This is a genomic window from Asticcacaulis solisilvae (genome assembly GCF_017875235.1).
Classification (GTDB): domain Bacteria; phylum Pseudomonadota; class Alphaproteobacteria; order Caulobacterales; family Caulobacteraceae; genus Asticcacaulis; species Asticcacaulis solisilvae_A.
In genome coordinates, this window is record NZ_JAGGMI010000004.1 from 296,878 (window position 1) to 309,984 (window position 13,107).

General features: G+C 62.2%; 11 protein-coding genes and 1 tRNA gene. 6 read left to right on the forward strand and 6 right to left on the reverse strand.

All coding sequences use genetic code 11. The features are described 5' to 3' along the window. Window positions 1-4 precede the first annotated feature (4 nt). The 4 genes from J2X24_RS09545 to J2X24_RS09560 all read right to left on the reverse strand — a co-directional run bounded on the left by J2X24_RS09545 (window position 5) and on the right by J2X24_RS09560 (window position 3,545). The gene (locus J2X24_RS09545; RefSeq protein WP_209720153.1) at window positions 5-754 is read right to left on the reverse strand and encodes an SDR family oxidoreductase; all 750 of its coding nucleotides are present in this window, start codon (window positions 752-754) and stop codon (window positions 5-7) included. Window positions 755-768: 14 nt separating this feature from the next. Then, window positions 769-1,863 carry a zinc-dependent alcohol dehydrogenase gene (locus tag J2X24_RS09550; protein WP_209720156.1) on the reverse strand — a complete coding sequence of 365 codons (1,095 nt, stop codon included), beginning with the start codon at window positions 1,861-1,863 and terminating at the stop codon, window positions 769-771. Between the two features lie 3 nt (window positions 1,864-1,866). Continuing rightward, window positions 1,867-2,619: an SDR family oxidoreductase gene (locus tag J2X24_RS09555; RefSeq protein ID WP_209720159.1), complete on the reverse strand. Its 753-nt coding sequence runs from the start codon at window positions 2,617-2,619 to the stop codon at window positions 1,867-1,869. 161 nt (window positions 2,620-2,780) lie between these two features. Beyond that, on the reverse strand, window positions 2,781-3,545 hold the full coding sequence (locus J2X24_RS09560) for a DUF2243 domain-containing protein (protein ID WP_209720162.1): 765 nt from the start codon (window positions 3,543-3,545) through the stop codon (window positions 2,781-2,783). An 878-nt stretch (window positions 3,546-4,423) separates the two neighbouring features. Here J2X24_RS09560 and J2X24_RS09565 point away from each other — a divergent pair. The 4 genes from J2X24_RS09565 to J2X24_RS09580 all read left to right on the forward strand — a co-directional run bounded on the left by J2X24_RS09565 (window position 4,424) and on the right by J2X24_RS09580 (window position 8,356). Continuing rightward, window positions 4,424-4,777 carry a hypothetical protein gene (locus J2X24_RS09565; RefSeq protein WP_209720165.1) on the forward strand — a complete coding sequence of 118 codons (354 nt, stop codon included), beginning with the start codon at window positions 4,424-4,426 and terminating at the stop codon, window positions 4,775-4,777. A 25-nt stretch (window positions 4,778-4,802) separates the two neighbouring features. Further along, entirely contained in the window at window positions 4,803-7,040 is a 2,238-nt protein-coding gene (locus tag J2X24_RS09570) for a hypothetical protein (RefSeq protein ID WP_209720168.1), read from the forward strand. After that, window positions 7,037-7,759, forward strand: a complete 723-nt coding sequence (locus J2X24_RS09575) for an esterase/lipase family protein (protein WP_209720171.1) — start codon at window positions 7,037-7,039, stop codon at window positions 7,757-7,759. Before J2X24_RS09570 ends, J2X24_RS09575 begins: the two co-directional genes overlap by 4 nt. Before the next feature lie 339 nt (window positions 7,760-8,098). Then, window positions 8,099-8,356: a hypothetical protein gene (locus J2X24_RS09580; protein WP_209720174.1), complete on the forward strand. Its 258-nt coding sequence runs from the start codon at window positions 8,099-8,101 to the stop codon at window positions 8,354-8,356. Between the two features lie 245 nt (window positions 8,357-8,601). Here the strand turns inward: J2X24_RS09580 and J2X24_RS09585 are convergent. Together J2X24_RS09585 and J2X24_RS09590 are read right to left on the reverse strand one after the other, a co-directional pair. Further along, window positions 8,602-8,678 (reverse strand) — tRNA-Arg (locus J2X24_RS09585). 108 nt (window positions 8,679-8,786) lie between these two features. Beyond that, the gene (locus J2X24_RS09590) at window positions 8,787-10,508 is read right to left on the reverse strand and encodes a hypothetical protein (protein ID WP_209720178.1); all 1,722 of its coding nucleotides are present in this window, start codon (window positions 10,506-10,508) and stop codon (window positions 8,787-8,789) included. 207 nt (window positions 10,509-10,715) lie between these two features. On the opposite strand from J2X24_RS09590, the gene J2X24_RS09595 reads away from it, so the two are divergent. Both J2X24_RS09595 and J2X24_RS09600 read left to right on the forward strand, forming a co-directional pair. Next, window positions 10,716-11,426, forward strand: coding sequence for a two-component response regulator ChvI (locus tag J2X24_RS09595; RefSeq protein ID WP_209720180.1), 711 nt, complete (start codon window positions 10,716-10,718; stop codon window positions 11,424-11,426). 27 nt (window positions 11,427-11,453) lie between these two features. Further along, window positions 11,454-13,010, forward strand: coding sequence for an ATP-binding protein (locus J2X24_RS09600; RefSeq protein WP_209720183.1), 1,557 nt, complete (start codon window positions 11,454-11,456; stop codon window positions 13,008-13,010). Window positions 13,011-13,107 lie beyond the last annotated feature (97 nt).

The window sequence follows — 13,107 nt, forward strand, 5'->3', positions numbered from 1 at the left end:
CGCTCTAACAGATTTTCTGATGCAAGGGCTCAATGCGCAAGGTGACGACATCGACACCCGGCGGCCGCGTCGCCGCGTACATGATCGCGTCGGCGACTTCCGCCGGGGGCAGCATCTCGTGGCTCTCGACGAATTCCGCCAGCTTGTCGTCGGAATAGGGCTGCAGATGCGTGCCGATCGCCCCCGGCTCGATCAGGGTCAGCCGGATCTTTTCGGCCATCAGTTCCTTGCGCAATGTCTCGGCGAACAGGGCCACGCCACCTTTTGACGCATTGTAAACGCTCTCGCCGACCGCCTTGATGTGGACGCTGATCGAACCGACCAGGATGATCATGCCGTCCGTTACGCCTGACGCCTTGATACGGTTGATGGCCTGTTTCGTCGCCGCGACGTAGCTGACCAGGTTGGTGTCGATGACGGCGCGCCAGTCTGCATCGTCCAGTTCCATCAGGGGCAAGGCGCCAATGCCCGTGCAGGCGACCAAGATGTCCAACCCACCCAGCCAGTCGTCGACCTTGGCGAAGGTTTGCGCGATGCCGTCCGCCGTGGCCGCGTCGGCGGCGACGATGTCTATGTCGCCCGGCCCGCCGCCGAGGCTGTCGCGGACGGCGCCCAAGGCGGCTTCGTCGCGGTCAGTGATCAGCACGCTGGCGCCCGCCATGACCATGCGGGCGGCAATATTGCGGCCGACGCCGCCCGCCCCGCCGGTGACCAGGACGCGTTTGTCTTTTAAGCATTCTTCCGGTTTTTCCATGTGATCTCCGGCCGTCAATCGATGGTCAGGGCAACAAAGAGCGCGCCGGTATGCGCCTTGTCGCGCGCGGTGGCGAAGCCTTCGTTGATCCGGTCGAGCGGGAAGCTGTGACTGATCATTTTTCGGGCGTTCAGCTTCCCCTTTGCCAGCAGGTCCAGGCAGATCTGCATTTCGGGATAGATGCCCCAGTAAGCGTAGCTGGCGCTCGGGATGATCTGCTTCTCACCCATCTGAATGTCCTGCCAGTCGAGGCCGATCGACACCTCGCCCTTGTCGAAGCCGCCGACCAGGACGATCTTGCCGCCGCGCCGGGTGCAGGCGACTGTTTTCGGCAAGGTCAGCGGCATGGCGGTCCCGCCGGCGCATTCGAAGGTGATGTCGGCGCCGCGCCCGCCCGTGAAGGCCTTCACCGCCGCCTCGACGTCTTCTTTGTCGCTATTGACCACGACGTCGGCGCCCAGCTCCCTTGCCAGTTCCAGCGAGGAGTCGACGATGTCGGTGATCAGGACGTCCGCCCCGGCAATCTTGGCCAGTTGCAACTGGCCAAGCCCGATTGAACCGGCGCCGATGACAAGGACCTTGTCGTTGAGCTTCAACCCGCTCAGCTGCACCGCGTGCAGACCGACGGAGAAGGTGTCCAGAAGCGTCGCTTCTTCGAAACTGACGTGGTCAGGCAGCTTATAGAGCTTCTTGGCCGGCGCGATGACATAGGTGGCAAACGCCCGCGACACGGTCTCCATGCGCACGGGGTAAAGTTCGGGGCAGATATTGTACTGCTGGACGCGGCACCAGTCGCAGTTGTCGTCACCCAGCACCGTTTCGACCACGACGCGATCGCCGGCCTTGACGTTTTTCACCGCTTCGCCGACCTCGACGACCTCGCCGGCCATTTCATGGCCCATGATTTCGTGGATCAGTTCAGGCTCTTCCTTTTGCCAGTGACGCAGGTCGGTGCCGCAGATGCCGGCAACCCGGATGCGGACCAGGGTCCAGTCCGGACCTGGAAGCCTGGGGGTATCAACCTCTTCGACCTCGAACTCGCCCTTGGGCGTCTTGAGGGCGGCCTTCATGCGCAGGCTGTGATTATGCTGGCAGGCAGTATCGTGCATCACTCAACTCGTTGTCTGTATCAGGGGTTCAATACGGAGATTGACGACGTCGGCCCGTTCGGACCGCGTCAGCGCGAAAAGGATCGCCTCGGCGACCTCTTCGGCGTAAAGCATTTCGTCCTTGGCGATGGCTTCGCGGCGGGCATCATCGCCGCCAGGCTGCATGTCCGTGCCGGTGGCGCCGGGCTGGATAACGCTCACCCGGATGCGCCTGTCCTGGACTTCCCGGCGCAGGGTTTCGGCAAAGGCCTGGACGCCCGCCTTGGACGCGGCATAGACGCTCTCGCCCGGCTTCTTGATGATGGTCGCGATCGACGACACGAAGAGAAGTTGCCCACCTTGCCTGTCCATGCGCGTGAGGGCGCCCTGGGCGCAGGCCATGTAGCCGGACAGGTTGGTGTCGATGACGTAGCGCCATTCGAGCTCTTCCATTTCGTGGACAGGCTGGGCCCCCAGCGCGGCATTGGCAACCAGGATGTCGAGGCCGCCCAGTTTATCGTCGACGGTGCGAAAGACCCGTTCCAGGTCTTCCGCGCTGGCGGAATCGGCGGTCATGCCATGTACCTCGCCGCCGGCCCGCTCCGTCAGGGCGCGCACAGCCTCAAGCGCGTCATCGAGATGGGCCCGGTCGCGGCCATAGGTCACGACGCGCGCGCCCTCTTCAGCCAGCAACATCAGCGTTGCCCGGCCAATGCCGGTCGTGCCGCCGGTAAGCAGGACGCGTTTTGCTTTGAGGGAATTAAAACGAACAGGCATGGAAATATCTCATTTGCGTTCGGATGTTTGACGACCGCTCGCCTCGTCAACGCCTGACGGTTTCCGGGGCGTTGCCTCAGCCTGGCGCGCTACGGCATCGCGAAAGAGCGGCCAGTTATCCAGGCCGGTCCACCGGGCAATCAGGCGTGACAGGAAGCGGTTCATAGCCGCGATCCGATGTCTTTCGGCGTGAAGCAGCCGGCGGGTGAATAGGCGCCACTGACCAGCCATGCGCCGTGACGGTATAAGGTCAGCACACTGTCCGGACGCTCGACGCTCAAGACCCAGACGCCTTTCGTGTCGGTCCAGACCATGCGGGCGTCGGCCGCCTTCACGGCCGCGAACACAGCAGGCGGCGTTGTGTCCGGGCCGAAGACGACGGTCACGGCGGATCCGCTTCGCCACGGCAGGACGGCCGCCACGCCCATGAGCACGACCAGAATGACCATCGCCGTCACCGGTCCATTGCGGTCCGGGCCCGGCGGCCTGCGTTTGAGGATCAGTCCGGCGGCGAGCGCGGCAATGCCGAGCCCCAGGAACAAAAGGTCCCACACAAGCGGAATCGCGCTGCCTGGATTGATGCGATGCAGGCCCAGAAGCCAGTGTACCAGGATGCCATCGGCGAGATGCCAGGCCCCGAAACCGATTAGCAGGTGCGCGAAGACCTGCCGGCCGGCTCCGGAGCCAGACATCTCTGAACGGGCCTTCCACACCAGCCACATCCCGACCGCCACAATCAGGTACATGGCTGCGTGAAAAAGCCCGTCGGCCAGGATCTGCCCTCTCAGATCGCCGAGTGGCCCTTCCCGCACATTGCTGAGGAGGTGGTGCCACTGCAGGATCTGATGCAGCAGAATACCGTCGAAAAACCCGGCGAGCCCCAACCCCAGGCACAAGCCGCCCCAGGCCGCCGCAGGATTTGACAAACGGGGCGCCCCGGTCGTCATGCTTTATCTCCGCGGCAGCATGAAGCGGAGGATGGCGACAGCGCCCGGCCCGCTCAGGCCGGCTGAAAGCAGCCGGGTGACAGGCAGCGGACGGGCGGCGTCCTGAGGCGGGATGGCAGGGAGGGCGAAAGACCGGGCGGAATCCAAAGGCATGCCAATTCCCTCAGAGGGCGTTTTCGGGTGCGTTTTCCCGCGCGGCTTCAACACGGTCTGTCGCGCGTGCCTGGCGGTGGTCCATTTTCGCAATGTGGTTTGTACGCACAGGCAGGCCTTTCCCGAAGCGAAGCACTTCGTGGTCAAAAGTGGCAAGGACGGGTTCAGCCGGTCTGCGGCATGTAGAAACATGCCTGCGGAAGGAGAGCGCGGCATAGGCCGGCTGAAGGGATATGAGGGTCAAGCCGGCTTCTGCCGGGCTGTTTCAATCATGCTATGATGACGTCGGTAAAAATGGCGGCACTTTGAGCGCGGTTTAAAATAAAAAACGAATTATACTTCCACTAGTGAGTATAGCTTTTGAAAACGCACACTTCGGCCGCTGCACTGCAACGATGGCTGGCAAGCCTGGATTCACTGGACTGCGCACTCAAAACCGCTATTTCTTCGCAATATGGGTTTTCGACGTCTGAGGCGCTTGATTCACCACGACCTTTTTACAAAAATTTCCATTAGATTTGCGTACTTTTTATTTCCCAAAAGGTAGATTTCTCCCGCAACGCACACAACTGGCGCCCTGTCGTCAGACCCTATGACACCTGGATGCTTCAATCTGAATAGCGAAATGCCGAATATATACTTTAACAATAAAGTATATGCCCCGATGCTTGTCCATGTATTCCTTTGTGGCAGGACATCCTGAAATGCCCCTATCCGCTTTTCAACATGGCCACGCCGACTTTGCCGCATTGATGACAGACGTCTTTATCGCAGCGCCCAGCGACCGTGCCCACCAATTCGCCACGCTGCGCGAAGCTATGACCCCGTACCTGGAAGAGCTCGGTGCCGGCAAGCCGCCGCGCGACACCGCCCACTTCGTCGCCACCGCGCGGACCTATCTGCGCGCCCTGTCGACCTATCCGTCGGACTACGCCGAGTGGCTTGAGGTCTTCCGCGCCTTCCAACAGCTCTTCAACGCCTATCAAACCGCACGGTCGGCTCGGCCCGCCGAACCCGTCATGACCCGCGTGCCAAATTCGCGCGCGTGGCGGACCTGACCTCCCGAAGGACTCGTAGACACGCATGACCACCGCAGATGACAAGATCAAAAGCCCGCAGCCGTTCGAGGACCGTCCCGGCTTTACGCCCGAAACATTGAATGTCCACCCCGAGCTTAGCGGTGCGGAAACGCCGGAAAGCCAGTGGCCGTTCGGCGACCTGACCGTGTCGACCCATGCCGGCCGCGACGGCTTCTGGGTCGTGGCACGGCGGCCGGGCGGCGGCGGCATCGCGCTGCGCACCTTCCCGATCATGGGGGCCTATGCGCTGAAAAAGGTCGCGGGCAACGACGCGGGCGGGGACTGGGAGGTTGAAACCAACTCCGGCCATTACCGGATTTCGCTGCGGCTCGAAAACGGCCTGATCCATATGACGTCGCGCCTGACGCCGTCGCACGACCTGCTGGTCGCCTTCTGGCCGCGCGACCTGTACGTCCTGGACAATAACGACGACCCAAGGGCCGCGAAGGGCCATATGGAGGCGGCGCAACGTGGCCTGAACGGCGGCTACTGCTATTTCTGCCTGAACGAACCGGATTTCGGCAATGTCCTCTACATGCAGAACCTGACGGCGCTCAATCCGTTCTTCAAGGAAACCAAGACGACGCCTGACGGCGTGGTCGGCGGCGAATGGCCGGAGCTGGGCTACCAGCCGCCGGCCGCGCCCAATGGCAATACGCCACCGGTCGATCCCCTGCCCAAAGGCCAGGAGGTCGTCATTTCCGACGCTCTGATCGCCATACGCGCGCCCTGTGCGGAAAACGAATTCACCATGGCCCGGACCTTCCTGGAACTGCTGGCCGACATCTATCCGCACATCGACAAGCCCGAACCCGTCCTGCGCGACTGGCGGTGGCGCGCCGCCCGCACGCTGGAGGACCTGAAAACCTCGCCCGACGCCACGGTCGAGCACTACGGCTTCAAATATCTCCATCCCTACACGGCCTCGGAATATCCCGACAGCATGGTGCAGATGTCGGTCGTGGCGACGCTGCGCGAATATGAAGAGGTCTGCCAGATCGGCGGCGGTTTCTCGGCCGAACTGGCCGCCGGCATGCGCAAGTTCTACGACGAGGAGCTGGGCGTGCTGCGCCGCTACCTGCCGAATGTCGGCGCCGACAAGGACAGGGACGCGGTCGATTCCTGGTACCTCTACCATCCGCTGATGAATCTGGCGCGGCTGGCCATCAACGGCGAGGGCTGGGCGAAGGAGCTGTTCTTCGACGGTCTGGACTTCGTCATCCGCGCGGCGCAGCATTTCGACTATGTCTGGCCGATCATCTACAAGGTGACCGACTTCTCGGTCGTGGTGAAATCGCGCGAAGGCAACGGCGAAGACGGTCTGGGCCAGACCGATGTCGGTGGCATCTACGCTTATGTCATGCTTCAGGCGCATCAGTTGACCGGCGACAGGCGCTATGTCGACGAAGCCAAAAAAGCCTTGAAGGCTTTGGAGGATTTCCGCTTCGAGCTGGCCTACCAGACCAACCTGACGGCGTGGGGCGCGGTCGCCTGCCTGAAACTCTACAAGCTGGAAGGCGACCAGCACTATCTCGACCAGAGCCTGATCTTTATCGCCAGCCTGCTGCACAACTGCGAACTGTGGGGCTCGCACCTGAACTGGGCCGAGCACTATGCCAACTTCTTCGGCGTCACCTGCCTGCACGACGGGCCGTACCTGGCCGCCTATGAAGCGTTCGAATGCTTCATGGCCTTCGATGAATATCTTCAGGAAGGCGGCGACGACATCCCCGATTCCGCCCGCCTGCTGCTGGCCGAATACTGGCGCTTCACACTCGACGTCCTGTGGTCCTTCTATCCCGACGCCCTGCCCGAAGAGGCGATTTCCAAGGAGGTCCGCAACGGCCATATCGACCGCAACCTGTCCTTCCCGCTCGAGGACATCTACGGCGACGGTAGTCCGGCCGGACAGGTAGGCCAGGAGATATACGGCGCCGGCGCGGCCTTCGTCATCGCGTCGCGCGCCTATGCCGAGTGCCCGGGCGCGCCGTTCCGCGTCTTTTCGGAATATCCCATGCAGGTCGATTGCCGCGACGGCCAGGTCCACATACGGCTTCTGGGACCCAAGGGCTATAAAGGCCGCCTGAAGCTGACGCCCAAGGACGAAGGGGCCGCGCCGCGGATCGCGCTCCTGGCCCACGACGGCGAGCCGGTTCCTGCCGAAGACCACGACATTTATCGCGCCGCCGCCGATGGCCGCTTCACGGTCATGTGGCAGCCGCCGGAAAGTACGGCCGTATGATGCCCGCCTTAAAGGAACACGCCGTGCTTCTGCACGGGCTTGGCGAAACGCCGTGGCAGATGGCGCTGATCGAAGGCGCGCTCCAGGCCGCCGGGTTCGGCGTGACCAACCTGCGCTATCCATCGACCGAAGCCTGCACCGCGGAACTGGCGGACCGCTTCGTGCGGCCGCTGTTCGACCGGTTTCGCGACGCGCCGAAACTGCACTTCGTCACCCACTCGATGGGCGGCATCATGATGCGCTACCTGCTTCAGGACCGGCAGCCGGCCAATCTCGGCCGCGTCGTCATGCTGGCGCCCGGCCACCACGGCAGCCAGATCCTGGAACTCTATCGCCGCACGCGAATGTTCAAGGAGATGTTTGGCCCCGCCGGACAGGAGGTGGGCACGGGAGACCATTGCTTTTCCTGCTTCCTCGACGACACGGCGGAATACGAGCTTGGTATCATCGCCGGCATCCTGTCGGGAGACCCGCTGGCCAATCTTGTCCTGTCCTGGCCTCATGACGGGCGGCTGTCCGTGGAGACCACGCGCCTTCACGGCATGCGCGACCACACCCTGGTTCCGGCGACCCACGACCACATTACCTTCCACCCCTTGGCCATCTTCCAGACCCTTCAGTTCCTGAAAACCGGACGGTTCTTCAGGATCACCTCGTCCTCCTCAGTGCCCGTCCCTGCCGGGACACGCCCAGCGATTTTCGAAAGTACTGACGCTTAGCGTTTCCCGCTAAACCGCATTTATTAGTGGACGCTGCCAGAAATTGCATCGGCGCTTTACCGGGAAACGCCCAAGATTCGAATGATTTCGGATAAACATCATTCAAGTCCGGATTTTTTACGTTATCGCGATATTTAGATCGGTATGATTTTAAATGGAAACATTATACCAATCTACGTTTTGTTTTGTCGCGATATTTAAGGCGAAAACCGCTTACACTTTTCGCCATATCGCTCTAGCCGAAATCCGCCCAACGCGTTTCGACGTATCGCTCCACAGTCCGGCACACCTGTCAGGAGGCCGCGCACCTGACCCACAGCCTCCGGAAAGCACACGGCCATGACACTGCGGTTCAGCGATCCCCGTCACATCCATCTTCTCTGCAGGATCGCGGAGGGCGATCTTTCAACCCTGAAAGCCCTGTACGGCCTGACCGCGCTGGTCCTTTACGCCTCCCTGCGCCGTCGCATGGACGATGATGAGATTATCGAGCGCTTGCTGGCCGATATTTTCGCCGCCATCTGGAAACGTCCGCATGACTTTCATGCGCGGTCGGAATGGGCTGGAAAATCCCGGGAAACGGCGCTGCTGCCGTGAGTAGTTCCTGAGCATGGCGCCGGCCACAATGGTGTTTGTGGTGCTATCCTTGACCCACAGCACCCGCCGCGTCTTGCGCTCCGCGGCGATCGACTTCGCCCGGACGGCTGCCGCCTGCGTTTTTCTCCAGCTTGCGATCGCCAAAAGTCTCTTTGAAGAATTGTGGGGTAGCCACTATAGTTCGCGCCCGTGTTGGCACGCGTTTTCAGGACCGCAGGCCAAACCTCTCAAGCCCTTATAAAACCTGGCGCACCCGGCGCGATTCGAACGCACGACCTTTGCCTTCGGAGGGCAACGCTCTATCCAGCTGAGCTACGGGTGCCTGCTTCGCCGGACACCGGCCTCAGGTGGCGCGGAACCTAAGCCAATCCCCAGCCACACTCAACCGCAAAAAGCGGATAACCACAAAAAACGGCCTCCGGCCGCCAGGTCAGGCAGCAAGCCCCGCCGCCTGCATCATCGGTTTCAGCGCCGCCAGGGCCTGGGGATTGCCCATCAGGCTGTCGCGGATCTGCGGTATGCGTAGCAGCCGCATCACTTCCGCCTTGGCCTGGTCGCTGACCGGACCCAGCGGCGCACCATTGCCGGCGGCGAAGTTGAGCAGCATGGCCAGCTTGTTCATCGGCGACACGGGGGCCTTCAATGTCTGCTGGATCAGATGGATGTCGCCGGCGATCTGGCCGCCGATATGGCCCAGCTTGGCCATGATCTCGTCCCGGTCGGCATCGCTCAAGGCCGCCTTCAGCACCTTCTTCTGCATCTGCGCCAGTTGCTGCAGCCGTTGCGGCGCAGGCGTGTTGGAGTTGCGGATCTCGCGTTCGAACTTCAGGCTGGTGATGGCCGACGCCAGCCAACGCGCCGCCTGGCGCTTGTTGGCCGCGCCCGCGACGTTTTCGCAAAGCCAGATCAGCTTGTCGATTTCTTCGGAGGCGGTGTTGGCGTTCTGGGTCAGGCTGGCAACGAAATCCGACGACACCAGCATCTTGGAACGCTCGGTGAATGCCTCCTTGACGTCATCGCGCTGGGATTCTTCCTTGCCGGCGGCCGTCATGCACATGGCCAGGGCGCGCAGAATCTCGATCTCGCCTTCCGGATCGCCCGGCTTCAGGCGGCGCGGCCCCTTCAACTCCAGCATCAGGCGCTTGGAAATGTTTGCCGCCAGGGTTTTCAGGCAATCGCGCAGGATCAGGTTGTGATAGCCTTCCAGCACGTCCTTCAACGGCGGGATGATGCGCGCGATCTGCGGATCGACCTTGGCGACCAGATCGACTTCGCGGCCCGCGGCCATGCGGGTCATGATGGCCAGCGACGTGCCGAGATCGGCCTCTTCGCCCAGGACATCCGACAACGAACTGCGCGACGCGAAGATTTCGACCACCGGCGCCTCGATGACGTGCATGGCCCACTCACGGCCATCGAGATTGTCGGCCAGCACGGTGGCGAACAGCAGCAGTTTTTCGAGCTTGACCGCCGGCCGCCTGTCCTCGCCCAGCACCTTTGCCAGGGCGCCGCCCAGGATATAGGCCTTTTCAGGGTGGCCCGACAGCTTGTCGATCGTGCCGAGCCAGTTGGATGGCACCACATCGGGGAAGGTCTTCTTGCGGCCATCGGTGATCAGGCGGGTCACTGCCTTGTCGATCAAGGCGCGCCAGCGGCGCATCAGTTCGTGCAGGTCCTGGCCCGTGTCCTGGCTTTCCGGCACGGCCAGCTTCTGCACCACATGCTGGAGCTCGGTGCCCGTTGCCTCCAGCCGTTCAGCGAGGTCGGGCCGGTGCAGCAGTTCAAACGGCGTGACGGCATTGCGTTTCAGCCATTCTTCCAGAAGGCGCGAAATCTTCTCGCGCGCCACGGCGGTATACAGGTCCTGGGGGGCGGTACAGACGCTGTCGACCGAAGCGACCGTCTTGACCTTTGTCTTCTGTTCGGGGGCGCCCTTGGTGAAGACGGTCAGCGAGCGGTATTCACCGCTGTTGTTGTCGAGCGTCTCCTTGCTGACCATCACGGCCGCGAAGCTTTTTTCGACCAGCAGGGTCTCGGCCGACTTTATGGCAAGATCACGGTTTTCCAGCGCCATTTGCAGGGCCCATGACGATGACGGCGTCTTGCGCGCGAAAACCTCGTAGTGCACCTGGCTGTGAGCAAAGGAACTCATTACATTTCCCGGTCAACCCCTACCATGGGGCCTTGAAATTCCTGCAAAATTTACACAAATGGGGTTAAAATCCCATTGAGGACGCAGACGCGTCCCGATATGACCTGCTTTGAGCCGCGTTCCCGCCTTGAAATGGTCGCTATTGCGCTCGAAGAACTGTAGCAGTGGCGTATCCTATTCTACCCTTTACAGAAAACCGGAGCATTCATGGCCCGCATTACCCTGGTCGATGACGACGAAAACATCGTGACAAGCGTATCCCTCGCGCTGGAAAGCGGCGGTCATACGATCCAGGCCTATTACGACGGGGCCACCGGCCTGGCCGCGCTCGAGAAGGATCCGCCGGATCTCGCCATTCTCGACGTCAAGATGCCGCGCATGGACGGCATGGAAGTCCTGAAACGCGTCCGGGCGACATCGAACCTGCCGGTCATCATACTGACGTCCAAGGACGACGAGATCGACGAAATCCTGGGTTTCAACCTGGGCGCCGACGACTATATGCACAAGCCGTTCTCGCAGCGCCTGCTGCTGGAGCGCGTCAAGGCAGTGCTGCGCCGCGCCGGCATCGTCGAACAGGGTGAGGCGCCTGAGGTCCAGGAAGCGCTGAACGCCAAGTCGCTGAAGCGCGGCAAGCTGGTCATGGACGCCGCGCGTCACGAATGCACCTGGGACGGCAAGCCCGTACGCCTGACCGTCACCGAATTCCTGCTGCTGCACGCCCTGGCCCAGCGTCCAGGCTTCGTCAAGAGCCGCGACAACCTGATGGACGCGGCCTATGACGATCAGGTCTATGTTGACGACCGTACGATCGACAGCCACGTCAAGCGCATGCGCAAGAAGTTCCGCGTCGTCGATCCCGAGTTCGATTCGATCGAGACGCTGTATGGCGTCGGCTACCGTTACCGCGAAGCCTGAGCACACGTCCTGCCATAGGAAACGGCGATGACACCCAGTCCCTGGTACAAGCGGCTGCCCTTTATCCATTCGCGCCTGGGGCGGCTGGTTGTCGGACTGAACATCATCAGCCTGCTGATCCTTGTTTCCGGCACATTGGTCGTGAACGAGTTCCGCCGCGGTCTGATCCAGGCCTATGAGGATTCGCTGAAGTCCCAGGCCCAAACCATCGGCAACCTGATCGGGGCCGTGGCGACGGGTGAGGAGAACGAAGCCCCACATCTGCAGCCCTATTACGCCGCGCAGGTGATGAACCGCTTCATTCCGCAGGGCCAGCGCGCGCGTCTGTTCGACATCAACGGCGAGCTGGTATCGGACGGCACCTGGATCGCCGACTCGCTGGCCGGATCGGACCGGATCGAGGTCGCGCCCCTGCCGCCGGCGCGCAAGTCCACCGATCCGCAGCCCAAGGACAATTCTTCTGAAATGGCGAAGCTTCGCGCCCAGGGCCAGAGCGACCTCCAGGACGAGGTCGCCATGGCGCTGAGCGGTACGGAAGTGGCGCATGTCCGCCACAACGAGCGCGGCCGGAAGGTCGTGTCAGTCTCCATTCCGATCAAGCGGGTGAAGACGGTTCTGGGCGTGCTGACGCTGGAGCGCGGCAATGTCGACGAGATCGTCCAGGCGCAGCGTCAAGCCATGGTGCCCTTCATCCTGGTCGCCTTGGGCGTGACCTTCATCTCGTCGATCATGCTGCATTTCCTGATCACGCGTCCGATTCAGCGCCTGTCGGTGGCCGCCGATACGGTTCGCGCCAACCAGGCGCGCGCCATCTCCCTGCCTGATCTCGAGGAGCGCCAGGACGAGATCGGCGGCCTGGCGCGGTCGCTGGAAAGCATGACCGATACACTATGGCGGCGGATGGAGGAGATCGACCGCTTCGCCGCCGACGTGGCGCATGAGATCAAGAATCCGCTGACCTCAATCCGCAGCGCCCTGGAGACCCTGTCGATCGTCAGGGACGACAGCGCCAAGGACCGGCTGATGGGGGTGCTGAACCAGGATGTACGCCGGCTGGATCGCCTGATCACCGACATCTCCAATGCGTCGCGCCTCGACGCCGAGCTGTCACGCGACGTGCCCAAGGCGGTCGATGTCGGCGGGCTGATGGAAGACATCGTGTCGCTGTATGAACATACCGGCACGGTGCGCGTCTCCTTAAGCCGGGAGATCGCGCACGCCCGGGTCAACGGCCGCGAAGGCCCGCTAGGCCAGGTCTTCCGCAACGTCATCGACAATGCCCGCTCCTTCTCGCCCGAAGACGGTGAGGTCCGTGTCACCCTGCTCCCGGGCGAGGCCGGGCAGCTCCTGGTCACGATCGAGGACGATGGCCCGGGGATTCCGGAGGAAAACCTGGAGACCATCTTCCAGCGGTTCTATACGTCGCGGCCGAAGGGCACGAGCTTCGGTAACAATTCGGGCCTTGGCCTGTCGATCTCGCGCCAGATCGTCGAGGCGCACCACGGCAAGATCTGGGCGGAAAACCGGACCGAAGGCGACACGGTGTTGGGGGCGAGGTTCAGTATTATCCTGCCGAGCGCCTGATATTTCCGGGGTGTGGGGCCCGTGGCCCCACGAACACCCTTTTTTCTTTTCCTCTTTCGGCCGCTTGCGGCCGAAAGAGGAAAAGAAGTAAGTCTTG